Consider the following 23,102-nt stretch of genomic DNA (forward strand, 5'->3'; position numbering starts at 1 on the left):
CGTCAGGAGACCTTTGGCGTGTGGGCGATGCGCGGATCCAGCGCGGGGTACAGCAGGTCAACGATCAGATTGACCACGACGAAAGCAGCTGCCGAGACTGCTACGATGGCCAGCACCACCGGAATGTCCTGGCGCAGCACGGCCTCCTGGGCAAGACGACCGACCCCGGCGCGAGCGAAAATGGTTTCCACCAGCACGGCACCGGATACTGTGTTGCCCACTTGCAGACCGATCAGCGTCAAGAGCGGTAAAGCAGCATTCTTGAACGCATGGCGGGCCTGAACCTGCGCGCGGGTCAGGCCCTTGGCATAAGCGGTGATGATGTAGGGCTCTTTCCAGACGCCCTGAAAGCCACGTTGCAGGACCTGGGCGTACACCGCGGCGCTGGGGATCGCCAGCGTGACGGCGGGCAATATAAGGCTGGAGAATCCCTGATTGCCGGTCGCCGGGAACCAGCCAAGAGTGAACGCGAACAGTTGAATGAACAGCAGGCCCATCCAGAAGATCGGCACCGAGAAGCCCAGCGACGGCAGGCGTGACAAGGCGACTTTCAAGGGCTGCCAGCGTACGTAGGCGGTGAGATACGCCAGACCTGTCCCGCCGATCAGTGACAGAACAATGGCCAGCCCCGCAAGGCTCAGGGTTTGTGGCAGACGCTCGATCAGTAATTCCGAAACCGGGCGGTTGAGCGTCAGCGAATTGCCGAAGTCGCCATGTAACGCTCCCCACAGCAAATCGACGTATTGCTCGAAGATGCCGCGGTCCAGTCCGTAATAGAGCTTGGCCTTGGCGAGGTCCTGCGCGGACAGGGAGTCGATTTCGACACCCGAGGCGCTGAGCATGATCGACAGGCTGTCGCCGGGCAGCAGGTAAAGAATGAAATAGGTGACGCTGTAGGCACCCCAAAGTACCAGTAGCGCTTGCGCGATCCGACTGAGGATATAGCGACTCATGGCGTTGCCAACTCGATGTCGTTGAACAGCGCAAAGCCTTCCGCCGTCCAGTGGAAATTGCGTACGTTTTTCGCCGTGGCAGCTTGCCAGACGCGCTCGTAAACCGGGATCGCCGAGCCCTCGTCGACCAGCAGGTCCTGCAACTCGCCATAAGCCCTGGCGCGCTGTTCGCTTTGCGTGGCGGTCAGTCCTGCGTCGAACAGCTCAAGGGCCTTGGGCAGTGTTTCCGGCGCGTAAAGGTTGGTCGCCAGCGTCGAGCTGTTGGCACTGCGCGGGTCGATGATGGTCTGCAGAATGATCGGGTCGGCGCGGGTCATGTAGGTGGACGTCAGGTCATAATTGCCTGCCGCATTGGCCGCAGCCCACTCGGCGGTGGTCACCACATTAAGCTTGAGCTCGATACCCACCTTGCGCAGTTGATCCTGAATCAGCACATCACCGGCGGTTTCGGCGGGTGACAGGTTGTAGGCCAGCTTCAGGCGCTTGCCTTCCTTATAACGATAGCCGTCGGCGTTTTTCTGCCAGCCCGCAGCGTCGAGCAGGCGCTCTGCACCTTGAGGGTAGTAGGTCAGTTTGTCGGCCTGGCTTTTATAAAACGGCGTGGTGACGTCGTAGATGCCGGAGACCACCGGGAATTGCGGGTTGTAAACGGTGGCTGCGTAGGTCTTGCGGTCGATTGCCTTTTGCAGGGCCAGGCGCACGTTGCGGTCGGCAAGAATGCGATTGCCACGCGTGTTGGGGTACAGGTTCAGCGCAGGTCCTGGCAGCGAACGGCTCTGAATGGTCGCGCCCCTGGACTTGAACAGGTTGAGGTCCACCTCGGAGAACGGATTGCGCGGCCAGAGGATGTCCACCTGCCCCTGAACGAACTGGCCGTTACGGACGCTTTCTTCCGGCACGTAGCTGACCTCGACCGCATCCAGATGCGCCTCGCCCTTGTTCTGCGCATTGGCCGATGGCCAGGCATAGCCCTTGCGTTTGATCAGGCGCAAACCGCTTTCAGGCGTGTAGCGCTCCAGCACGAATGGCCCGGTGCCAATGATCGCGCCCAACGAACGCTCCTTGACGCTGAGTGCGTAGGACTCTGGAGCAAGAATGGCGAGATTGGTGGTGGAGGTGGCTTGCAGGAAGCCCGCGTTGGGTTGGGCCAGCACCAGTTTGATGGTGAAGTCGTCCAGTACCTCGGCGTGGTCGTAGCCTTTGAGGTAAGTGGCGCCGAAGGTGGCTGGCAGTTGTGCGGCGAACGACTTGTCCGCGTCGTAGGCCGTCTTCACCGCTTGAGCGTCGAAACGTGTGCCGTTGCTGAAGGTCACGTCCTTGCGCAAGTGAAAGGTATATTCCAGCGCGTTGTCACTGACTTCCCAGCGTTCTGCCAGCCAGGGAATGATCTTGCCGGTCTGCGGGTCCTGATCGGTCAGGGACTCGGCAATATTGCGCAGCACCACCCGATGCTCCAGCCAGTACACCTGAAAGGGGTCAAGGCTGACCAGCGTGGTGTTGTCTCTGAAGAACGCCACTTTGAGGGTTTTGGCTGCCTGGCCGTCCGGGCCGGAGGGTGAGCAGCCGAGCAGGGTAATGGCTGTGAAGGCGGCGAACAGCAGGCGCGGGAGGAACGTGCGCACAGTCATCGCACTGCGCTCCGGGGGGCGAATCCAGTTGAAAAAGTCGAAGGCTGTGTACGGCGCATGGAAGGTCCTCTTCAAGTCGAGCACAGTGCTTCAGCACTGATTTCTTAAGACCGTATTCTTATGGTCATGCACTGTAAAAGTCTTTTTTCTTCTAAGCTAATATAGATTTTTGTGATTAATTTATTTTTTATTATGCTTATTTAGTATCTTTTAAGGCTTTATGTCCTTGGCAAACAGCGCTTTGTCAAAAACCAGACTTTTGGTCGTCGTCACTGAGTCCGATCAAAATCGTCCCTTTCATCGGCCAGACCCACGCCCGAAGTTGCAGCTGGCTGCTGGCAAATGCCCTGCGACCACTTGCACGCGATAAACCATGCAGCGATGGCGACGTCACTGGCGCTTGGTCGAAGACAATCTACGCTTGAGGTCGCAGAGACACGCCAGGGCAGGCGGACGGTGTCCTCTGGTCACCTCACAGTATTCAGGATTGAAAATGAGTGTCTGATTGATGAAGAAAAGCTCTCTCACGTGGCTCGTTGGCTGGATGGCTGTGGTTCTGCTGGCCGGGCTCAGCGTCAGCTTTATTGCCAGCCATGAACAGCGCAGATCGATCGATACGCGTATAGAACAGGCACTCAAGGAGGCCGGAGAGGGCATCGGCGATAACTTGCAGGCACGACTCAGGGTGTACGAGTATCGTCTTCGAGGCCTGCGCGGTGCCGTTCATATGCTGGACCTCGAGCATATCAACAGCAGCCAGATGAGCCGCTACAGCAAAGGGCGCAATATCGAGAAGGAATACCCTGGCGCGCGCGGGTTCGGCTTCATCCGTCGTGTCGCGGCCAGCGATGAGGCCGAATTCGTGAGGCGTGTCAGGGCAGATGGCAGGCCGGACTTCAGTCTTGGTCGGCTGGGTGCCCAGCAGGGAGACCGTTTCATCATTCAATTCATCGACCCGCTGGCCCGCAACGTCCAGGCACTGGGGCTGGACATCGCCTCCGAGGAGCATCGTCGCGATGCAGCCCTTCAGGCCATGCGCAGTGGCGCTGCCACCTTGTCGGCGCCTATTACCCTGCTGCAGGACAATGATGACCACTTGCGTGCTTTCCTATTCCTGTTACCGGTTTACAGCACCCCTGAAACCCCGACCGATATCGCCCAGCGCGAAACATCCCTGATCGGCTGGACCTATGCGCCGTTGGCCATGCGTGAGGTGATGAGCAATCTGGACCCTCTCAACCACAGAGTGCACTTGAAGCTTTATGACGTCAGTGAAGGCCAGCATCTGATCTACCAGACTCCGGAAAGCGGTCATGAGCAGGAGGTCTTGCAGACCTATGCTTTCGAACGAGACATCTATGGCCGCGTGTGGCGCATGGAGGTAGGCGCTCACCCGGCATTTGCCGAGGCACTCGATCCGGTTCCGGCGGGCAGGGTGTTCATCATCGGCACATTGGTCAGCCTGATGTTGACGGTGCTGGTTGGCACTCTACTGTTGTCCCGTCAGCGCAAACAGCAGGTGGTTGCCGGTCAGGCCAGGCTGGCCACTATCGTCGAAAACTCCAGCGACGCGATCATCGGTGAAGCCCTGGACGGTCGGATCATCACCTGGAACCGGGCTGCCGAGCAGATGTTCGGCTATGACGAGCACGAAGTGCTGGGCTGTCCATTGGCGCCACTGCTGGTTCCGCCAGATCTGGTTCACGAAGACGAACAGTTGTTGGAAAGGGTGGCCCGCGGTGAGCGAGGCCCGACGCTGGAAACCCGGCGTCTGCACAAGAACGGTCAATTGATCGATGTGACCATTACCTGCAGCTTCATCCGCGAGACGGACGGCACCATACTCGGCGCGGCGAAAATGATGCACGACATCACCGACCGCAAGCGCGTCGAACGCTACCTCATGGAGTTCAACGCACAGCTTGAGCAACAGGTCAGCGAGCGCACAGCAGAGCTGTCCAGAGTGGCGGGTTTGCTGCAGGGGGTGCTGGACGCCTCTTCGGAGGTTTCGATCATCGCTACCGATATGCAGGGGCAGATCTTTGTGTTCAATCGGGGCGCCGAATTGCTGCTGGGCTACAGCAATGCGGAAATGGTCAGCGGTAACGGTCCAGGCGTGTTTCATCTTCCTGAAGAAGTGGCCGCACGCTCCGCTGAGCTGAGTCGTGAATACGGCACCCCGATCGAAGGCATTGACGTCTTTTGCTACAAGGCATCCCTCGAAGGTTCGGAAACCCGACAATGGACCTACGTGCGCAAGGATGGCACGACGGTCCCTGTGCTGATGATCATCACCCCGATCCGTACCGCCGATGGAGAACTCATCGGTCATCTGGGTATCGCTCAGGACATCACCGAACGGCTGCACCATAGCGCCGAATTGCACGCGGCCAAGTCCAGCGCCGAAGCTGCCAATGCGGCCAAAAGTCTGTTCCTGGCCAACATGAGCCATGAAATTCGCACGCCCATGAACGCCGTGATCGGCATCTCCCACCTGCTGCACAACACCGCCTTGAACGACCAGCAACGCCAGTTGCTGACCAAGCTGCAGATTGCGGGCCGGACCTTGTTGGGGATCATCAACGATATCCTCGACATCGCCAAGATCGAGGCGGGAGAGATGCGGCTGGAACATAACCCCTTCAGCCCTCGACAACTGCTCGACGAATTGGGCGAGCTGTTCACGCCCCAGGCGCAGGAAAAAGGCCTGCGTTTTTCTGTCAGCGTCGTGGCATCGCTGCCTGGCCAGTTGATAGGAGACGCATTGCGGGTCAACCAGATCCTCATGAATCTGGTCGGCAATGCGCTCAAGTTCACCACAGTCGGCGGAGTCGATGTGACAGTGAGTCGTGAAGACGATCACGCCGATACTTGCTGGTTGCGCTTCTCTGTGCAGGACACGGGCTGTGGCATACCGGCCAATGTACTCGGCCAGCTGTTTGCGCCGTTCACACAGGCGGATGCGTCTACCACGCGGCGTTTTGGCGGCACCGGACTGGGTTTGTCGGTGGTGCGCGGGCTGGCCGAGCAGATGGGCGGCCGGATAGGGGTGGAGAGCGAGCTCGGCACCGGCAGCGAGTTCTGGGTGGAGTTGCCGTTTCAGAGCAGCCAGAGCGATCTGGAGCCGTCCGGCCCGGGAAGCAGTCTGGAGGTCATGCTGCTCAGCGACGACGTGCAGTCGTCCACGGCGCTGCAACGGTTATGTCGCGGCCTGGGCTGGCGAGTGGCAAGCCTGACCGACGAACAGGCGCTGCACGTGGCCTTGCAAGAGCGTAATCACGTCAACGCGCCATTGCCGGATGTGTTGTTGGTGGACTGGCAGCAGCCGCAGGTTGAGCAGGTGCAACAACTGATCGAGGCGACGCCGCTTCCGGTCATTCTGGTGACCCCGTCCGGGATCCGGGAAGAACTGCTCCCTCTGGTCGACAAGGTATTGCTCAAGCCGCTGGACAGCTCGGCCTTGTTCAACGCGATCAATGCCTGTATCGCCAAGTACCAGGGCAGCACCGAAAGGGTCATTCAGGCCACGCGAATGGATACCTCCATGACGCTCTGGCTGAGTGGATTGCACCTGCTGCTGGTGGACGACAGCGAGATCAATCTGGAGGTCGCCAGCCTGTTGTTGCAGCAACAGGGCGCTGTGGTTCAGACCTGCAGCAATGGTCTGCTGGCCCTTGAACGACTGCGTCAGACGCCAGATGTCTTCGATGCCGTGCTGATGGATGTGCAGATGCCGGAAATGGATGGTTATGAGGCCACGCGGCGCTTGCGCAATGAACTGGGCCTGACACGATTGCCCGTGCTGGCGTTGACCGCAGGCGCCCTGGCAGAGGAGCGGCGACAGGCCGAGCTCGCGGGTATGGATGACTTCCTCACCAAGCCTCTGGACCCCGCCGCCCTGATCCGGGCGGTACGTCGTGCCGTCGAGCGTGTTCGAGGCGCTCCGCTGGCGGTCGGCACCTTGCTGCAGGAAGCCCCGACAGGCTCTGCATGGCCGGTGATCGAAGGTATTGACACCCAGGAGGTCGCCGCTCGGCTAGGCAATGATGTGCCCTTGTTTCTCTCGTCCCTGCGGCGCTTTTTCAATGAATTTGCCGCTTTCGGCGAGAGCGAGACCCTTCTGGCACGGGCGCGACAGAGCCCCGATCAAACGATGGCTGACCTGCACAAGCTGCGCGGTGCTGCGCTGCTGCTCGGCGCTAGGCAAGTAGGGCTGCATGCCGGGCAGGCGGAAGCCCTGCTGCGCCACGGTACGGACCCTGAGCCGGCTCTGCGGGGTGTGAGCGCCGCTTTCCGTGCTTTGCAAGACCGCACGCCGGTACTTGAGGAAAGGACACCGGCCCCGCGTATCGATGCGGATCCCGATGCCTCCCGACAGGCGTTATCGACCTTGCGTGAATTGCTTGAAAACCGTGATATCGCCGCGCTGGACCAGTTTTCGCTGGCTGCTGCCGCGCTTCAGGAGCTGGCCGGACAGGCACTGGTCGAACAGCTCTGGCAAACCATTGAAGGACTCGAGTTCGAACAGGCACTGCACCTGCTCGAACGTGCCGACTTATAAAAAGGAGCTTCATCCATCATGCAACCTGTACCTAGCCTGCTGATTGTCGATGATGATATTTCCGCCATTCGTGTGCTGAGCAAAGTTCTCAATGGCCTGGGACAGATTCGTTTTGCCACGGGTGGCGCCCAGGCCCTGAAGATGGTCCGGGACATGCGTCCGGACCTTATCCTTCTCGACGCCGAGATGCCTGGAATGAGCGGGTTTGAGGTCTGCGAGACGCTAAAGGCCGATCAACTGCTGGAAGACGTCCCGGTCATCCTCATCACCAGCCACACCGAAACCCGCATCGAGGAAGCCGGACTGGCGCTGGGTGCGGTGGATTTCATCGGCAAACCCATTCAGCCGTTGATCGTCACGGCGCGCGTAAAGACCCACCTGCGCCTGAAAATGGCGATGGACCAGCTCAACCTGCTGGCCCAGACCGATGGGCTGACGGGGCTGGCCAACCGGCGTTTTCTCGACGAGAGCATCGAGCGTGAATGGCTGCGCGTGCGGCGCAATCAGGGGGCATTTTCGCTGCTGTTGCTCGATATCGATTTCTTCAAGCGCTACAACGATCACTATGGCCATTTGCAAGGCGATGAGTGCCTGATTGCCATTGCCCATGCCGTGAAAAATTGCGTGCACAGGTCTACCGATCTGGTGGCCCGTTATGGGGGCGAGGAGTTCGCCGTGCTATTGCCGGATACCGGCGCAGAGGGTGCCTGCCGGCTGGCGGAGGAAGTCGTGGAGCACATTCATGGCCTTGCCAGGCCCCATGAAACCAGCGACCTGGGCCGGGTGACAGTGTCGGTGGGGGTGGCAAGTCTGGAGGCTGGCGCGCTGCCCATCCCGCGCCCGGGCGTGGCGGCCGGTACTGCGCCTGACCCGATTGCAGCAGCATTGCTGGCGGAAGCCGACCGGGCCTTGTACCGGGCCAAGCATGAAGGACGAAACTGCAGCAGGTTTGAGCCGATACAGGTTGCACCATGGCACTGACACCTTGCTTCAAACCGTATTTTTCTTGAGCTCTGCTTCAAGGCGGTCGACGAACAGGCGTACCCGGTGAGGTACGCGCTGGCGGGTCGGCAATACGGCCGTCACCGACAGTTGCTCGGGGATGACGTCTTCGAAGTGTATCTGCAGAAGGCTGCCTGCACGGATTTCCTGCTGAACGTCCCAATAGGTCAGCATGGCCAGCCCCAGGCCCTGTTTGCACGCCGTGCGCACCGCTTCGACGCTGTTGGCCGAGAACGTACCCTGAGCGCGAATGGCCACCGGCTCGCCCTCTCTGATGAACGTCCAGTAAGGCATCGCATGCAAGGTGATGCATGGGTGTTGGCGGAGCTCGTCGAGTACCGATGGCTGGCCGCGCCGCATCAGGTAGTCGGGGCTTGCACACACGACCCGTGGGTTGGGCGCCAGCGATCTGGCCACCAGCGCAGAGTCACGTATCGTGGCGATCCGAATGGCGACATCGATGCCTAACCCGGCGATGTCCACGATGCTGTCCGACAGTGTCAGGTCGACACTCAATGCCGGGTTCTCCTGCATCAATACCGGCAGCAGCGGCATGATGACGGTCTGACCAAACACGCTGGGTGCTGTCACCCGCAACACGCCACTGGCCTTACCGGTATCGCCTTTCAGCGTGGCGCGGGCGGTTTCGCTGGTGTGCAGCATGATTTTGGCGTGGGGTAGAAACACTTCGCCCTCCGGCGTCAGGGATACCGAGCGGGTTGTGCGGTGAACCAGCCTGACGCCCAGGTCGTTTTCCAGCGCAGCCAGACGCCTGGAGATTGCCATCGGCGACAACCCGAGTCGACGCGCCGCTTCCGACAGGCTCCTGCTGGAAGCAATGGCGGCGAACACCTCTATGTCAGATATTTGCACGGATTCTATCCATTTTCGTTAAAGCGCCTTATCTGCACGGCCGGGTTCCAATGGGCTGCGCCACCCCTTACCGTTGCTGCAGGTTCTGTCAATGACATCGGGCAATTCGTAGCCGGTCTGCACAGTGAGGATTTGAAGTATGAGCGAGACAAACAAACACGTTACAGCTCCGTTCGATATCGGTCATCTGAAACTGAAGAACAGGTTTGCGGTGGCGCCCATGACACGCGTGAGCGCGGACGAGCAGGGCAGTGCAACGCTGGCCATGACGCGCTATTACGAGCGATTCGCCAAGGGTGGTTTCGGCCTGATCGTCACCGAGGGTAACTACACCGATCGCCGTTTTTCCCAAGGCTACCGCTTCCAGCCCGGGCTCACCGATGACGAGCAGGCTCAGGCCTGGCGTGCTACGACCGATGCTGTGCACCGGCATGGCAGTGTCATGATTGCGCAACTCATGCACGCCGGCGCGCTCAGCCAGGCCAATCGCTTCGTCAGCGAGTCGGCGGGTCCTTCGGCCACTCGTCCCAAGGGCGAACAGATGGCGTTCTATTACGGCGCGGGCAGCTACCGGATTCCTCGGGCGATGACTGACAAGGATATTGCCGAGGCCATTGACGGGTTCGCCCACGCGGCGCGACTGGCGATTGGCACTGCAGGCTTTGACGGTGTCGAGATACATGGTGCGAACGGCTACCTGCTCGATCAGTTTTTGACCGACTACAGCAATCAGCGCACCGATCAATGGGGCGGTGAGGTCGGACAGCGTCTGCTACTGACGCTCGAGGTCATCGCCGCAGTGAAAAAAGTCGCCGGGCAGGCACCGGTGGGCGTTCGTCTTTCACAAGGCAAGGTCAACGACTTTCAGCACAAATGGGCGGGGGGCGAGAGCGATGCCGAAATCATTTTCGATGCGCTGGCCGATGCCGGCGTCGATTACATCCATGTGACCGAACATGAAGCATGGCAGCCGGCCTTTGCCCAGGGTGAAGCCAGCCTGGTCGAACTGGCCCGTCGCTACGCGCCGGATGTTGCGCTGATCGCCAATGGCGGCATGCACGATCCGCAAAAAGCCGACCAGGTGCTTCGCCAAGGTGCGGACATCATCGCAGTGGGCAAGGGTGCGCTGGCCAATCCGGACCTGCCAGAGTTGTTGCGTCAGGGCGCGCCACTCCGCGACTTCGATCCAGCCATTCTCGGGCCGATTGCCAACATCAAGGACAGCGAGCTGGCATTCAACGGGATGAATTGAACAGGTTTTCATAGGTGGGCTCGCTTCCGGTTCCAATTCTGCATTACCTTTGACTCTATCCTCCCTGGGGGGATAGAGTGCCGGTCTGAATTGTCCAGGCCAGAGCTCAAGCCATGAGTGAACACGACCATCCCCACGGCCATACGCACCAGTCCCACGAAGCTGTTATCAAGCGCCTGAAACGGGCCGACGGTCATTTGCGCGGCATCATCACCATGATCGAAGAAGGGCGCGAGTGCGTGGACATCGCCCAGCAACTGCACGCGGTCGAGAAAGCGGTGTGCCAGGCCAAGCGCACGTTGATTCGGGATCATATCGATCACTGCCTCGAAGACACGCTCGGTTCACTCGCCAGGGGCGAGCGGGCACCGCTGGAAGCCTTCAAGCAAATCACCAAATACCTTTAGGTCTCGCATGCCGAATTTCGTCGAGCTGTTGCAGCAAGGTGGTTCGCATGCCTGGCTGTATTTCCCCAGTGCCATTTTGCTGGGCGCGTTGCACGGGCTGGAGCCCGGGCATTCGAAAACCATGATGGCGGCGTTCATTGTGGCCATTCGTGGCTCTGTTAAACAGGCCGTGATGCTCGGTGTCGCCGCCACCGTTTCGCACACCGCCGTTGTCTGGCTGGTGGCAATCGGCGGGATGTATCTGGGCCAGGGGCTGGATGCTGAAACCACGGAACCTTACTTCCAGCTCGGGTCATCTGCCGTGATCATCGCCATTGCATTGTGGATGCTATGGCGCACCAGGCGTGGCGAGCAGTTGTATAAGGTCGAAAGTGCCAGGCTCAGTCACGGGCATACAGGCCATGGCCATGAGCACGGCGTGGACTCCCATGAGCACGAGCATGGTCACAATCACAGCCATGACCACAGTGATCTGGACGGCTTGAACCTGAGCGCCGAAGGCTATCAGGACGCCCATGAAAAGGCCCATGCCGACGACATTCACAAGCGCTTCATCCATCGCGAGGTCAGCAATGGCCAGATCCTGATGTTCGGCTTGACCGGGGGGCTTATCCCTTGCCCAGCAGCCATCACCGTGTTGCTGCTGTGCCTGCAGGTGAAGCAGGTCACCTTGGGCGCGATGATGGTGATCTGTTTTAGCCTGGGTCTCGCCGTCACGCTGGTCACCGTTGGCGCTGCCGCCGCCACCGGTGCGCGAAAAGCCTCGAATCGTTTCCCCTGGCTCAGTGCAGCTGCTCGACGCGCACCTTACCTGTCCAGCGTCCTGATTATCTGTGTCGGGATGTATGTAGGGATCAACGGCTGGATCAGCCTGCATTCGTGAGCTGGCCTGGTGCTTGAGCGTGGCCGCTATCACAAAAATAATTTGTGCATCTTTAAAATATATATTGATTTTTATTGGTATCGCCCGGCCTTAGCATGAGTGGAACTTGAATAAGTCGCCGGACAGCGAGCACGCTGTCAGGCTCACACGCCACCAAGAGCTGCAATCGGAGTCCTGATGAGTCTTTCTCCTTTCCACCTTGCAATCCCGGTTTATGACCTGGCCGCGACACGTGCCTTTTACGGTGAGGTGTTCGGTCTTTCCGAAGGGCGTTCCAGCGATCAGTGGGTCGACTTCGATTTCTACGGGCACCAGTTGGTGATTCATGAACACCCGAAAACCGCCTCTCAAGAGAGCGTGCACAGCAACCCGGTAGACGGTCACGACGTGCCGGTTCCGCACTTCGGCATCATTCTGGAATGGGCTCAATGGGAAGCTCTGGCCGAGCGCTTGAAATCCTTCGGCACCGAGTTCGTCATCGAACCCTACATTCGATTCAAGGGGCAGGTGGGTGAGCAGGCCACCATGTTCCTGTTCGATCCCTGCGGCAATGCGCTTGAGTTCAAGGCGTTCAAGGACATGAGTCAGCTGTTCGCAAAATAGTAAAAAGCCTGGCGCACACTATGTTGCGCCAGGCCTGCTAGAGCGGGCGCAGCGCTAACGAGTCAGAGCGTGTTCGTTGATCAGTTGGACCAGCGCGGTTACCGGTTCGGTCAGGCTGCGGCGAGCGCGATGTACCAGCCCGATATCGCGATGGAACGTATGCTCTTTCAAGTCGATAGAGCGCACACCGGCGTGCCATCTCTGCAGGGTTGCCGTTTCCGGAACCAATGCGACGCCGACGCCGTTGGCGACCAGTTTCATAATCGCATCCAGTTCATCGAGCTCGCAGACTTCGCGCAGCGAGACATGGGTCTGGCGCAGGAACCTATCGACCTGTCGGCCACCAAATGACGATCGATCGTAACGAATGAATGGATGAGCCGAAATCAGTTCGGCCCAGTCATCCCCCTGCATGTCAGCTGGCACGATAAGGCGATAGGGTTCACGGACCAGCGTTGCCCAGCGCAAGTCGCTTTGCAGCGAGAAGGGCGGGCGGATGATCGCTGCCATGTCGATCTCGCCAGCGTCCACCTGATTGACCAGGTCCATGGACAGGCCGGGAATGACGCGCGTCCTGCACGCGGAGAATTGCTGATGAAACCGAGCCAGCGCTTCCGGTAGAAAGGAGCGTTGTACAGAGGCAATTGCGCCGATGGTCACCAGCACGCTCGCGGGTAGCCCTACTGTCGTAGTGCCGAGGCTGCTGAACTGGCGCACCAGATCCTGACCTTGTAACAACACCTGCTGCCCCATGCGGTTGAGCTGGGCTGAACGTCCTTTTCGGTCGAACAGCTCGACGCCCAGTTCAGCTTCAAGGCGCTGCATCTGCGCACTGACAGCGGCCTGGGTGAGCCCGATCTTGCTGCCCGCCGCAGCGAACGTGCCTTCTCTTGCCACGGCGATAAACGTTTTCAGTTCTTTGATCATGGGCAAAGAATAATTGTATTTTTGCTGAAAGCACATTTGTTTATTTTGTTGTTGCTGCCTATCCCATGTCCTCGGCCACACCCTGATCCTCCCCGAGAAACCCGCCGCTCTGGTGCTGCCACAGCCGCGCATAGGTACCGTTTCTACCCAGCAGTTCGGCGTGGGTGCCTTGTTCGATGATGCGGCCGTCGTCCATGACAATCAGCCGGTCCATGGCGGCAATCGTGGACAGACGGTGGGCGATGGCGATCACCGTCTTGCCCTGCATCATTTCATCGAGGCTTTCCTGGATTGCCACTTCGACTTCCGAGTCCAGCGCACTGGTGGCTTCGTCGAGCAGCAGGATCGGGGCGTTCTTGAGCATCACCCGGGCGATGGCGACGCGTTGACGCTGGCCGCCCGACAGCTTGATACCGCGCTCACCCACCAGCGTGTCGTAGCCACTGTGGCCTTGCTTGTCGCTCAGCTGGCTGATGAACCCGTCGGCTTGCGCACTCGCCGCAGCGCTACGGATTTGCTCATCGGTCGCATCGGGACGCCCGTAGGCGATATTGTCGCGAATGGAGCGGTGCAGCAGCGAGGTGTCCTGCGTGACCATGCCGATGGCGCTGCGCAAGCTGTCCTGAGTAACGTGCGCAATGTCTTGCCCATCAATACTGATCGAGCCCTTGTCCACGTCATAAAAGCGCAACAGCAGGTTGATGAGCGTGGACTTCCCGGCGCCGGAGCGACCCACCAGGCCTATTTTTTCACCTGGACGAATGCTCAGGCTCAGGGCATCCAGTACCTGGCGTTCGCCGTTGTAATTGAAGCTCACGTTATCGAAGGTGACCGCGCCGCCTCGGGTGACCAAAGCCTTCGCGTCCGGCGCATCCTGAACCTTGGGACCGCGAGTCAAGGTTTGCATGCCGTCCTGGACGGTGCCGATGTTCTCGAATAACGAGGTCATCTGCCACATGATCCAGTGCGACATACCGTTGATGTGCAACGCCATGGCGGTGATCGCCGCAACCGCACCGGTGCCGACCTGACCCTGGTGCCACAGCCACAGGGCGTAACCGCCAGCACCCATGATCAGTGCGACCACCAGGGCCTGATTGACGATTTCGAACTGACTGACCAGACGCATCTGGCGCAAGCCGGTGAGCTTGAAGTCCTCCATCGCTGCGCGCGCGAAATGCGCTTCACGCTTGGAATGGGAGAACAGCTTTACCGTGGTGATGTTGGTGTAGGCGTCCGAGACACGTCCGGTCATCGATGAGCGCGCGTTGGCCTGTTCCTGCCCGACCTTGCCCAGGCGTGGCACGAAGTAGCGCATGGCCAGACCGAACAGCATGAGCCAGACAAGGAAAGGCAGCATCAGCTTCAAATCGAAGGCGCCGGCCAGGGCAATGATCGCGATGAAATAGACGCCGATACCGGGGACGATTTCGATGATGGTGAACAGCACCTCGCGCACCGACAGCGCTGTCTGCATCACCTTGGTGGTGACGCGGCCGGAGAACTCATCGGAGAAGAAAGACAGGCTTTGCCGCAACATCAGTCGGTGGAAGTCCCAACGCAGCCGCAGGGGCAGGTTGATCGCCAATACCTGGTGCTGCACCATCGTGCGTAATGCCACCAGCACGATGCTGCTCAGCAATACCAGGCCAATACCCCACAGCACGCTGCTTTCCTGCGCGGCCGTATCGCCGCCAGCCTGCCACGTGGACAACAGATCCACGACCTGCCCGAGGAAGGAAAACAGCCAGGCTTCGTAAATCGACACACCGGCACACAGCAGCGCAAACGCAAGGATGTAACCGCGTGCCCCTCGCGTGCAGGCCCAGAGAAACCGCGCCAGGCCGTCAGGTGGTGGTGGCACTTCGTCAGGCGGGAAGGGGTCAAGCCATTTTTCAAACGCGCGAAGCATGGTGTTCTCCAAAAAAATCAGTGCAAAGAGTCTGGCGTCCTCGACGCCTCCCGAACCTCTTCCATATTGAGCTTCAGGGTCAATGATTGTCGGCAACACTGCCCAGGCTGTCCCACAGTCTCATCACCTGGGTCACTGCGGCGTCCAGTGTGGCATGTGGGACACCGTCGCGCGCCAGTGTAGACAAGCCCAGAAGAAAACTGTCAAACACGGCCGCGAGCGTTTCCGGTATTACCGTTGCGGGCAACTCGCCTGCCGCAACGGCGCGCTGGATGCAGGCCACGATACCTGTGCGGTTCAGATCCCTGGCCCGAGCAAGGGGTTCGGAAATGGCCTTGCTTTCGTCCGAGCAGGCGCTCATCAGCCCCAACGCCACCAGACACCCTTTAGGATGCCCAGGCTCACACTGCATTTTCGCTGAGCGACGAAGGGTGATTTCAATCGCGTCTCTGGGCGGCAGGGTCGTATCGAACAGGCTGTCGGTGACTCGGCCGTAGGTGTCGAGGTAGCGCTCCATCACTTCATTGAACAGGGCGTTTTTAGAGCCAAACGCTGCGTAAAAGCTCGGCGCCGTGATGCCGCCACCTATGTTTGCCTTGAGCTGGTTTAGGGAAGTTGCGTCGTAGCCGTGCTCCCAAAACAGGTGTAGCGCCTGGGTGATCGCCAAGTCACGGTCAAATGTACGCGGACGCCCCAGCTGTGCCATGTCGAGTCTCCTATGGAATTACTTAAATACTAATCGATACATAAGTCATTGACCACCTGACTCCATCTGCCTATATTTGTACCGATCAGTATATTAGTGAGGGTTTTTCAATGATTACAGATGAGAAGCAGGGCGAAACACTCCCGCTGGGGGCGTTGCTGGCGCTGGCAATGACGGGTTTCATCTGCATTGTCACCGAGACTTTGCCGGCAGGTTTGTTGCCGCAGATCGCCGACGGGTTGGAGGTGTCCGCATCGTTTGCCGGGCAGATGGTGACTGTTTATGCGTTGGGCTCATTGCTGGCCGCCATTCCGCTGACGATCGCGACGCAAAGCTGGCGGCGCAGGACGGTCTTGCTGGTGACGATTGCCGGCTTTCTGGTTTTCAACAGCGTCACTGCGTTGTCGTCCAGTTACGGACTGACGCTGATCGCAAGGTTTTTCGCCGGTGTCTCGGCGGGGCTGGCCTGGAGCCTCATCGCCGGTTACGCACGGCGCATGGTGGTCCCGCAACTGCAAGGCCGTGCACTGGCCGTGGCGATGGTCGGTACGCCCGTTGCCTTGTCGCTGGGCGTGCCTCTGGGAACCTGGCTTGGCGGGTTCATGGGCTGGCGCATGGCGTTTGGCTTGATGTCCGGGATGACCGTGCTGCTGATCATCTGGGTTTTGGTCAAGGTCCCTGACTATCCCGGCAAGTCCTCCGCACAGCGCATGGCGTTACGTCAGGTCTTTTTCACGCCCGGCGTACGCTCGGTGCTGGGCGTTGTGTTCACCTGGATGCTGGCTCACAACCTGCTTTATACCTACGTCGCTCCCTTCGTTTCCGCGGCGGGGCTGGCGAATGATGTGGACCTGGTATTGCTGGCATTCGGGGTCGCCGCACTGGCCGGCATCTGGGTCACGGGACGGCTGGTTGATCAACATTTGCGCAAGACAGTACTTGCCAGCCTGGCAACATTCGCAGCGGTGTCAGTGTTCTTCGGCGTGTTTTCTGGCTCTGCACCGGCCATTTACATCGGCGCTTTCATCTGGGGGTTGACCTTCGGCGGTGCCGCCACGTTGCTGCAAACTGCGCTCGCCGATGCGGCAGGTGAGGGCGCAGATGTCGCGCTTTCGATGAACGTCGTGGTCTGGAACAGCGCCATCGCAGGTGGAGGGCTACTGGGTGGCGTGTTGCTTGGCCAATGGGGAGCAGGTTCCTTTCCTTGGGTCTTGCTGATGCTGTTGTTGCTAAGTCTGGTGATCGCACTGCGCGCAGGTGCTCATGGTTTTGCACGGGGCAGCCGGCTGGACCGGGAGTGTGGTCTGGCTGGTTGAGCACAGCGAGCTCAAGCCAGCCTAAAAATCGGCCCCCACCAGCGCATCTACCTCCTCACGGCCAGGCGCCGTCGCCGGCCCCCGGCGTGTGACCGCAATCGCTGCTGCCGCATTGGCGCGCAGCGCCGCGCGGTCGACACTGCTGCCTCTGGCCAACTCGGCCAGCAGCACACCCGCGTGGGCGTCGCCGGCTCCATTGGTGTCGATTGCCGTGACGGCAAAGCCGGGTATGTGTCGCGTCTGTCCGGCATGGTGGACCCAGCAACCTGCGGGACCGTCACGAATCACTATAAGAGCATCTTCGCGCAGAATGGACGCCAGGTGGTGGAGCGCGTCGGCGGGCGTCCGGGTTTGCGTGAAGCGCAGGGCTTCTTCGCAGTTGCTGGACCATACGCTGATAAGAGGAAGTACGGCGCGCATCTCGACGCCATGAAGCGCATCAACCAATGGGCCTGGGTCGAATACCACGGTAGTGCCGCCGGGCAATCCGTCCAGCCAGGCGAGCAGGGCCGTGACCTTGTTTTTGTGTGCCAAGCTGTAGCCGCTGACAACTACGTAATCTTCGGCGCTGACCTGCACGCCCTGCAGGTCATCGGCAGACAAACCACCTTCAGCGCCCACATAGGAGATGAACGAGCGCTCGGCCGAGGCTTCCACCAGGGCAACGGCCAGGCCGGTATCCTCACCGGGAACAGGCATCGTAGCAATCTCCACACCTTCGTCGCGCATGGCCTGGCGAGCAAGGTCGCCGAAGCGGCCCTGGCCATGGCGACCCAGATAAATCGTAGGCAAGCCATTGCGGCAGGCAGCGGCCATCACATTGAAGCCGCCTCCGGCCTCGAACGTGGCGCTGCTGGCCAGTACATCTCCGCCCGACGGCGGCAGGCGGTCGATGGCCATGACCAGGTCAACCACGACCTGGCCGGTGTAGAGCAATTTAGCGGGCATGGGCAGCCTCTTCGGTAACGACACGGCGATCACGCGCCCCGCCGAGCAGCGCATACAGGCCTCCGGCGACAATGAAGGTCACGATCCAGCCCAGGCCGTTATGACCCAGCCAGGAATCGGCGAGAAAACCTTTGAACAGCACATGCTCCGGGGTGGTAGCCACGGTGGTGAAGCTGAAGCCGAGCACGATAGCCAATGCCCACGAGCCCAGCGCGCGCCATTCGACACCGCCGCGATACCAGTGGGCGCTCTTTGGGGTCTGGTCCAGCAGGTCGTGCGGGGAGTAGATGTGGCGATGCAGCAGATCGACGACAAAGATGCCGACCCACGCGGTAATGGGCACCGCCAACATCGAGATGAACGTAATGAAGGGGCCGTAGAAACTGTCGGCGATCAGCATGAAATAGATCGAGCCGGCAAAGATCGCGATGATATCGACGATGACTGCATGTACTCGCTTGACCTTCAGGCCGAGGGTCAAGGTGGTCAGGCCAGCCGAGTAGACCGACAGGTTATTGGACAACAGCAGGCCGCCGAACGCAGTGATCAGATAGGGCACGGCCATCCAGGTGGGCAACATTTCGCGAATGGCGATGATCGGGTCGGTGGCTGACGCCAGATGATCGTTGCCCACCGACAGCAAGCCGCCGAGGGTGATCAGCAAAACCAGAGGGATCCCTGCGCCAAATGCCGCCGAGGCCACCAGTCGAGTGGCCTTCACGCTGGCGTGCTGATAGCGCGACATGTCGGCGCCCGCGTTGGCCCAGCCGATACCCGTGCCGGCGGCCATGGTGCCGACGCCAATGATCATGGCACTCAGTGGCGCTGCCGGCGCGTCGAAGACCAGGCTCCAGTCGATGTGGGTGAGCAGAAAGCCACCGACCACCAGGTTCAGCGCGCCGAACAGGTAAGTCGCCCATTTCTGGATGACCAGCAGAGTGGCATGGCCCAGGCCCGAGACGGTCAGCGTCAGCAGCACGAACAAGGCGATGAACAGCAGGGTCAGGCCAGGCGAGTTTTTCGCCTCCACGGGGGTGCCGAAAAGGATCGCGAACAGTGACAGCAGGACAAACGCGGCGGTGGTGGTGTTGACCGTTTCCCAGCCCAGGCGCGACATCAGTGAAACCAGCGTGGGCCCGATATTGCCTCGCACCCCGAAGATGGCCCGGGACAGCGTCAGGCTCGGTGCCCGCCCGCGGCGCCCGGCAATGGAGATAACGCCCACCACGGCGAACGAGCCGGCGGCACCGAGGATGGCGACGATGATTGCCTGCCAGATGGCCAGCCCCTGAAACGCTACCAGGGTGGCACCCAGCGACAAGCCCAGGATGCTGATGTTGGCGGCGAACCAGACCCAGAACAGTTGCAGCGGGTGGCCGTTGCACTCGTTTTCAGGAACCGGCTCGATACCGCGGGTTTCCAGCTGACCCGCACCTTGAGAGGCGGACGATGTCGTCATTTGCGTTGCTCCTATTGCCTTTATTGTGGTTGTGGCAGTACGTCAGCAGGTGCAATCCAGTGCAAATTGGCTATTCCGAAATCGGGTCAGCCAGATCGCCGCTCGGAAGGCTGAGGGCGAGGGTGATCTCGTTCACAGTGAGCGAGCACAACCCGGTCTATCAACCGGTGCGCAGGACCAGCAGTTGTTCGACCAAGGGCGCGAGATCGAGCGCGTTGACCGCATCAATTTGCTCGATCAACGCCGCCGGCCAGGCTTGCATGCCATTGCAGGCACCCAGCATGGCGCCGAGAATGGCGGCAATCGTGTCGGTGTCACCGCCCAGGCTGGCCGCCATGCACACTGCATCGAACGGACTGAGCTGGCTGCTCGCCACGCGGTGGGCGAGGGTGAAGGCAGCGACCACTGATTCCTGTGAGGCGACCGAGGTACCAATCACATCGTGCACCCGGTCGGCCAGTTGTTCGTCTGTGCAGTCAGCGCACAGTGCCTTGGCCCATTGAATGCGCGCGGCGATACGCCCACCCGCAACCCAATGACCATGGCGTTCGGCACTCAGGGCTACCTCAGTACCTATCTCCAGAGCTTCGGCCAGGGGCGTGCCATTGATCCCGGCGGACACCACGGCCGCGACGGCTGCCGCGCTGGAGATGCCCAGCGTGGTGTTATGGGTCACCTGACAGGCTTGCACCACCAGCGCCATGAAGGCCTCGCGGTTGCTCACGTCGGCTGCGATGCCCACCGGGGTAATACGCATTGCCGCGCCATTGGTGGTGCCAAAGCGGCCAGCTTCTTCGGGGCTGTGGCCGTCAAGGATCATTTCAATCGCGCGCTTGGTCGAAGGCCCCAGCAGGTCGTAGGAGCCCTTGGCTTTCATCGCGGCTTCCCACTCGATCAGGCTGTGGGCCAGGGCTGTCGGGTCGATGCTGCCGCAGCCGGCCACCAGCAACTGTGCCACCAGGATCGCCTGCTCGGTGTCATCGGTGATGGCGCCCGCAGGCATGTTCGGTGCGATCGGCTGGTCGGCATCGGCGCCGATCAGCGTACTGATACGGCCATAGCGTTGCAGGATCAACGCGCGCGGCAGCGACTGCGTCGGCATGCCCAAAGCGTCGCCCAAGGCCAGGCCATAAAAGGCACCCAGGCCTCGGTCTTGCAGAAATGTTGCGCTCATGTGGACGATCCGAAGGCGAGGTGAAGGCGAAAATGCACGGGGTCCAACAGGCTCTCTACGTGCTCCATAAAACGTTCACGGCGGTCAAAGGTCGTGCGCACGGCCTTGAGAAACACCGTGCCGGGCTCGCGTGCCAGCAGCACGGCATCATCACGGTTCAGAGGCCCTGCACCGATCCACTGATCGCCCTTGTCGCCGATGAAGCCGTGGGCGGCCATGGTCACTGTCAGTGACTGTTCCAGCAGACCGTTTTGCGGCAGGTTTTCCAAACCATCGACCGCCGGGATCAAGGCGCGCTCCAGGGAAACGATACTGCCATCAGCGGCGATACGCCGGCGATCCAGGGCCACCAGGCTGGAAGTGCCGAGGCGCACCTCCATGTCGGGCCGTTGCACCGCCACCAGACGCAGGATTTCCGTACGCACGCCAGCACCCGTGTCGGCCAGGGCCTGAGCCCAGCCGGCACGCTGGTCCAGGCTGAAGCCGTCGTAGGTGACGATCGAACCCACGCCGGTCTGGGTGGCAATGAAGTTACGCCGCTTGAGCTCGGACAACGCCTCGCGCAGCGTGCCGCGGCTGACGTTGAATTCCTGGGCGAGAAGATTTTCCCCGGGAAGCAGGGCGCCGGAGCTCATCTGGCCGCTTTCGATACGGCGGATCAGCTCATTGATCACCTGGGTTTTCTTGTCGAATCGAACCTGTCTAGTCATGTACATTTTATAGTTGCATGTTGGATCGGAATGCAAGCTGTTTTTGTGCGTAAATTGAAATGCGAAGCACCAATGTTCAACGGGTTACGCGAATGATGCTCGCAGTTCGACAAGTCACCTCGCGGTCACACGCTCTCCAGTACCATTCAAGGCAGTCCGATGCCGGCCAAAACCTTGGCAGTAGGGCTTTTCGATTATTTTCCTGTGTGCAACCCGATCACTCGGCCGAGGAGTTTGGGCCTCGGCAGATCGGACTGCCCGGCGCTTATAGCGTCAAGTCTTTCCTTTGTTGCCTCGGTAAACATCGTTGCATGCGGGCCGCTCAGGTCGACGTGCAACAGCATTTGCTCATTGCCGGCCAGTTCCATGTCATCACCTGCCAAATGCAGGCTGTGATAGAGATGCACGCGCTTGGCGTCATGGGCGATCAGTTGGGTATGCACCTCGACCTGGGCGCCGAGTTTCACTTCGTGCAGGTAGTTGAGGTGCAGTTCCAGGGTGAACAGCGAGTGGCCGCTGGCTTCGCGGTTATCGCTATCCAGTCCCAGGGCGTCCATCAGCCCGTCAGTGGCGTAGCTGAAGATCAGCAGGTAGAACGCGTCACGAAGGTGGCCGTTGTAGTCGACCCAGTCGGGTTGGACTCGGGTGGTATAGGTGGTCAGTGCAGGCATGTCGGAGGATTCCGGGTCAGTTCTGATCAAATGAGGTAACTGGCGTGCTTTGCAGGGTGATGGAAGACTCACAGCCACTCACTGGAGGCAAGCCAGCTACCGTAGGTTCATTCCGCGAAGCTCATGCCATGCCTGGCCTTGGTAGTCTTTACCGCCTCCAGCACGGCGAGCAAGCAATCGTCACGGTAGCGCTCCAATGCCGAAATACTGTGTTTACCCAACTGGTCAGTGGTGCCGTCGACCACATCGTCGATCAGTTTGTCGGTCAGTTCCGGTGCCGGCAGGTAGGTCCACGGCAACTGCAATGCCGGGCCGAACTGCGTCAGGAAGTGGCGCATGCCTGCATCGCCACCCGCCAATGTGTAGGTGAGAAAGGTGCCCATGAACGACCAGCGCAGTCCGGCGCCGAAGCGAACCGCATCATCGATTTCACCGGTGGTCGCCACGCCGTCATTGACCAGGTGCAGCGCCTCGCGCCATAGCGCTTCGAGCAAGCGGTCAGCGATAAAGCCGGGGACTTCCTTGCGCACATGCAGCGGGCGCATACCGAGTGATTCATAGACCTTGATTGCCGCCTGTATGGCCGCCGGAGCGGTATTTTTGCCGCCCACCACTTCCACTAACGGCAGCAGGTACACCGGATTGAACGGGTGACCGACTACGCAGCGTTCCGGGTGCGCGGAGCCTTCGTAGAAGTCACTTGGCAACAGGCCGGACGTACTTGAACCAATTAACACATTCGGCCTGGCCGCCGCGCTGATTCTGCTGTGCAGATCCAGTTTCAGTTCCAGGCGTTCCGGGGCGCTTTCCTGAATGAAGTCGGCGTCGCTGACACATTCCTCGATGGTGGCCACGAAGCGCAGGCGGTTCTGGGATGCACCGGGTACCAGACCCTGTTGTTCCAGCGCACCCCAGCAATTGGCGACACGGTTACGCAACGCTGCTTCGGCGCCGGGCGCGGGGTCCCAGGCGACCACATCCAGTCCATGGGCGAGGGCGCGGGATACCCAGCCACTGCCGATGACGCCGCTGCCAAGAGCGGCGAAGGTTTTGATTTCAGTGATAAAGCTCATGGCGACGATCCTGAAGAGTGCGGTGATTCAATCACAGGGTTTTA

The 23,102-nt window shown here is 60.2% G+C and carries 19 protein-coding genes; 7 read left to right on the top strand and 12 right to left on the bottom strand.

Annotated elements, in window-relative coordinates; translation table 11 throughout:
• Positions 1–2: 2 nt before the first annotated feature.
• Both PCPL58_RS14325 and PCPL58_RS14330 read right to left on the bottom strand, forming a co-directional pair.
• Positions 3–953 carry an ABC transporter permease gene (locus PCPL58_RS14325; protein WP_065349706.1) on the bottom strand — a complete coding sequence of 317 codons (951 nt, stop codon included), beginning with the start codon at positions 951–953 and terminating at the stop codon, positions 3–5.
• Positions 950–2,581, bottom strand: coding sequence for an ABC transporter substrate-binding protein (locus PCPL58_RS14330; RefSeq protein ID WP_065349707.1), 1,632 nt, complete (start codon positions 2,579–2,581; stop codon positions 950–952). Before PCPL58_RS14330 ends, PCPL58_RS14325 begins: the two co-directional genes overlap by 4 nt.
• 508 nt (positions 2,582–3,089) lie before the next feature.
• Here PCPL58_RS14330 and PCPL58_RS14335 point away from each other — a divergent pair.
• Together PCPL58_RS14335 and PCPL58_RS14340 are read left to right on the top strand one after the other, a co-directional pair.
• Positions 3,090–7,142 carry a CHASE domain-containing hybrid sensor histidine kinase/response regulator gene (locus PCPL58_RS14335; RefSeq protein ID WP_065349708.1) on the top strand — a complete coding sequence of 1,351 codons (4,053 nt, stop codon included), beginning with the start codon at positions 3,090–3,092 and terminating at the stop codon, positions 7,140–7,142.
• A gap of 18 nt (positions 7,143–7,160) precedes the next feature.
• Positions 7,161–8,123, top strand: coding sequence for a GGDEF domain-containing response regulator (locus PCPL58_RS14340; protein ID WP_065349709.1), 963 nt, complete (start codon positions 7,161–7,163; stop codon positions 8,121–8,123).
• Between the two features lie 9 nt (positions 8,124–8,132).
• Here the strand turns inward: PCPL58_RS14340 and PCPL58_RS14345 are convergent, their stop codons facing one another.
• On the bottom strand, positions 8,133–9,017 hold the full coding sequence (locus PCPL58_RS14345) for a LysR family transcriptional regulator (RefSeq protein WP_065349710.1): 885 nt from the start codon (positions 9,015–9,017) through the stop codon (positions 8,133–8,135).
• Between the two features lie 139 nt (positions 9,018–9,156).
• Between PCPL58_RS14345 and PCPL58_RS14350 the strand changes: the two genes are divergently transcribed.
• The 4 genes from PCPL58_RS14350 to PCPL58_RS14365 all read left to right on the top strand — a co-directional run bounded on the left by PCPL58_RS14350 (position 9,157) and on the right by PCPL58_RS14365 (position 12,162).
• A complete protein-coding gene (locus PCPL58_RS14350; protein ID WP_065349711.1) occupies positions 9,157–10,269 on the top strand; it encodes an NADH:flavin oxidoreductase in 1,113 nt (370 codons plus the stop codon).
• A gap of 113 nt (positions 10,270–10,382) precedes the next feature.
• On the top strand, positions 10,383–10,676 hold the full coding sequence (locus PCPL58_RS14355) for a metal-sensing transcriptional repressor (RefSeq protein ID WP_065349712.1): 294 nt from the start codon (positions 10,383–10,385) through the stop codon (positions 10,674–10,676).
• Positions 10,677–10,683: 7 nt separating this feature from the next.
• Positions 10,684–11,559, top strand: coding sequence for a nickel/cobalt efflux protein RcnA (locus tag PCPL58_RS14360; protein WP_065349713.1), 876 nt, complete (start codon positions 10,684–10,686; stop codon positions 11,557–11,559).
• Between the two features lie 177 nt (positions 11,560–11,736).
• On the top strand, positions 11,737–12,162 hold the full coding sequence (locus PCPL58_RS14365) for a VOC family protein (RefSeq protein ID WP_003364399.1): 426 nt from the start codon (positions 11,737–11,739) through the stop codon (positions 12,160–12,162).
• Between the two features lie 54 nt (positions 12,163–12,216).
• Here PCPL58_RS14365 and PCPL58_RS14370 read toward each other — a convergent pair whose 3' ends face one another.
• The 3 genes from PCPL58_RS14370 to PCPL58_RS14380 all read right to left on the bottom strand — a co-directional run bounded on the left by PCPL58_RS14370 (position 12,217) and on the right by PCPL58_RS14380 (position 15,707).
• Positions 12,217–13,089 carry a LysR family transcriptional regulator gene (locus PCPL58_RS14370; protein ID WP_065351054.1) on the bottom strand — a complete coding sequence of 291 codons (873 nt, stop codon included), beginning with the start codon at positions 13,087–13,089 and terminating at the stop codon, positions 12,217–12,219.
• A 58-nt stretch (positions 13,090–13,147) separates the two neighbouring features.
• Positions 13,148–15,001 carry an ABC transporter ATP-binding protein gene (locus tag PCPL58_RS14375; protein ID WP_065349714.1) on the bottom strand — a complete coding sequence of 618 codons (1,854 nt, stop codon included), beginning with the start codon at positions 14,999–15,001 and terminating at the stop codon, positions 13,148–13,150.
• A gap of 79 nt (positions 15,002–15,080) precedes the next feature.
• The gene (locus PCPL58_RS14380; RefSeq protein ID WP_065349715.1) at positions 15,081–15,707 is read right to left on the bottom strand and encodes a TetR/AcrR family transcriptional regulator; all 627 of its coding nucleotides are present in this window, start codon (positions 15,705–15,707) and stop codon (positions 15,081–15,083) included.
• A 110-nt stretch (positions 15,708–15,817) separates the two neighbouring features.
• Between PCPL58_RS14380 and PCPL58_RS14385 the strand changes: the two genes are divergently transcribed.
• Positions 15,818–17,023, top strand: coding sequence for an MFS transporter (locus PCPL58_RS14385; RefSeq protein ID WP_065349716.1), 1,206 nt, complete (start codon positions 15,818–15,820; stop codon positions 17,021–17,023).
• Between the two features lie 21 nt (positions 17,024–17,044).
• Here PCPL58_RS14385 and PCPL58_RS14390 read toward each other — a convergent pair whose 3' ends face one another.
• The 6 genes from PCPL58_RS14390 to PCPL58_RS14415 all read right to left on the bottom strand — a co-directional run bounded on the left by PCPL58_RS14390 (position 17,045) and on the right by PCPL58_RS14415 (position 23,058).
• Positions 17,045–17,971, bottom strand: coding sequence for a PfkB family carbohydrate kinase (locus PCPL58_RS14390; protein ID WP_065349717.1), 927 nt, complete (start codon positions 17,969–17,971; stop codon positions 17,045–17,047).
• Positions 17,961–19,430 carry a purine-cytosine permease family protein gene (locus tag PCPL58_RS14395; RefSeq protein ID WP_065349718.1) on the bottom strand — a complete coding sequence of 490 codons (1,470 nt, stop codon included), beginning with the start codon at positions 19,428–19,430 and terminating at the stop codon, positions 17,961–17,963. The genes PCPL58_RS14390 and PCPL58_RS14395 overlap by 11 nt, the downstream gene beginning before the upstream one ends.
• Before the next feature lie 160 nt (positions 19,431–19,590).
• On the bottom strand, positions 19,591–20,604 hold the full coding sequence (locus PCPL58_RS14400) for an ADP-ribosylglycohydrolase family protein (protein WP_065349719.1): 1,014 nt from the start codon (positions 20,602–20,604) through the stop codon (positions 19,591–19,593).
• Positions 20,601–21,320, bottom strand: a complete 720-nt coding sequence (locus PCPL58_RS14405; RefSeq protein WP_003364375.1) for a GntR family transcriptional regulator — start codon at positions 21,318–21,320, stop codon at positions 20,601–20,603. The genes PCPL58_RS14400 and PCPL58_RS14405 overlap by 4 nt, the downstream gene beginning before the upstream one ends.
• Positions 21,321–21,508: 188 nt before the next feature.
• Positions 21,509–21,985 (bottom strand): thioesterase family protein, encoded by a 477-nt coding sequence (locus tag PCPL58_RS14410; RefSeq protein WP_065349720.1) that lies wholly within the window; start codon positions 21,983–21,985, stop codon positions 21,509–21,511.
• A gap of 107 nt (positions 21,986–22,092) precedes the next feature.
• A complete protein-coding gene (locus PCPL58_RS14415; RefSeq protein ID WP_065349721.1) occupies positions 22,093–23,058 on the bottom strand; it encodes an L-carnitine dehydrogenase in 966 nt (321 codons plus the stop codon).
• Between the last annotated feature and the right edge of the window lie 44 nt (positions 23,059–23,102).

It is taken from the genome of Pseudomonas cerasi (genome assembly GCF_900074915.1).
In the GTDB taxonomy this organism is placed as follows: Bacteria; Pseudomonadota; Gammaproteobacteria; order Pseudomonadales; family Pseudomonadaceae; genus Aquipseudomonas; species Aquipseudomonas cerasi.

Bases quoted from the DNA above. Each gene is read 5' to 3' on its own strand.
- PCPL58_RS14350 (WP_065349711.1), top strand. From the start codon at position 9,157: ATGAGCGAGACAAACAAACACGTTACAGCTCCGTTCGATATCGGTCAT.
- PCPL58_RS14400 (WP_065349719.1), bottom strand. From the start codon at position 20,604: ATGAGCGCAACATTTCTGCAAGACCGAGGCCTGGGTGCCTTTTATGGC.
- PCPL58_RS14375 (WP_065349714.1), bottom strand. From the start codon at position 15,001: ATGCTTCGCGCGTTTGAAAAATGGCTTGACCCCTTCCCGCCTGACGAA.
- PCPL58_RS14390 (WP_065349717.1), bottom strand. From the start codon at position 17,971: ATGCCCGCTAAATTGCTCTACACCGGCCAGGTCGTGGTTGACCTGGTC.
- PCPL58_RS14385 (WP_065349716.1), top strand. From the start codon at position 15,818: ATGATTACAGATGAGAAGCAGGGCGAAACACTCCCGCTGGGGGCGTTG.
- PCPL58_RS14325 (WP_065349706.1), bottom strand. From the start codon at position 953: ATGAGTCGCTATATCCTCAGTCGGATCGCGCAAGCGCTACTGGTACTT.
- PCPL58_RS14360 (WP_065349713.1), top strand. From the start codon at position 10,684: ATGCCGAATTTCGTCGAGCTGTTGCAGCAAGGTGGTTCGCATGCCTGG.
- PCPL58_RS14395 (WP_065349718.1), bottom strand. From the start codon at position 19,430: ATGACGACATCGTCCGCCTCTCAAGGTGCGGGTCAGCTGGAAACCCGC.
- PCPL58_RS14355 (WP_065349712.1), top strand. From the start codon at position 10,383: ATGAGTGAACACGACCATCCCCACGGCCATACGCACCAGTCCCACGAA.
- PCPL58_RS14380 (WP_065349715.1), bottom strand. From the start codon at position 15,707: ATGGCACAGCTGGGGCGTCCGCGTACATTTGACCGTGACTTGGCGATC.
- PCPL58_RS14365 (WP_003364399.1), top strand. From the start codon at position 11,737: ATGAGTCTTTCTCCTTTCCACCTTGCAATCCCGGTTTATGACCTGGCC.
- PCPL58_RS14405 (WP_003364375.1), bottom strand. From the start codon at position 21,320: ATGTACATGACTAGACAGGTTCGATTCGACAAGAAAACCCAGGTGATC.
- PCPL58_RS14415 (WP_065349721.1), bottom strand. From the start codon at position 23,058: ATGAGCTTTATCACTGAAATCAAAACCTTCGCCGCTCTTGGCAGCGGC.
- PCPL58_RS14340 (WP_065349709.1), top strand. From the start codon at position 7,161: ATGCAACCTGTACCTAGCCTGCTGATTGTCGATGATGATATTTCCGCC.
- PCPL58_RS14410 (WP_065349720.1), bottom strand. From the start codon at position 21,985: ATGCCTGCACTGACCACCTATACCACCCGAGTCCAACCCGACTGGGTC.
- PCPL58_RS14330 (WP_065349707.1), bottom strand. From the start codon at position 2,581: ATGACTGTGCGCACGTTCCTCCCGCGCCTGCTGTTCGCCGCCTTCACA.
- PCPL58_RS14370 (WP_065351054.1), bottom strand. From the start codon at position 13,089: ATGATCAAAGAACTGAAAACGTTTATCGCCGTGGCAAGAGAAGGCACG.
- PCPL58_RS14335 (WP_065349708.1), top strand. From the start codon at position 3,090: ATGAAGAAAAGCTCTCTCACGTGGCTCGTTGGCTGGATGGCTGTGGTT.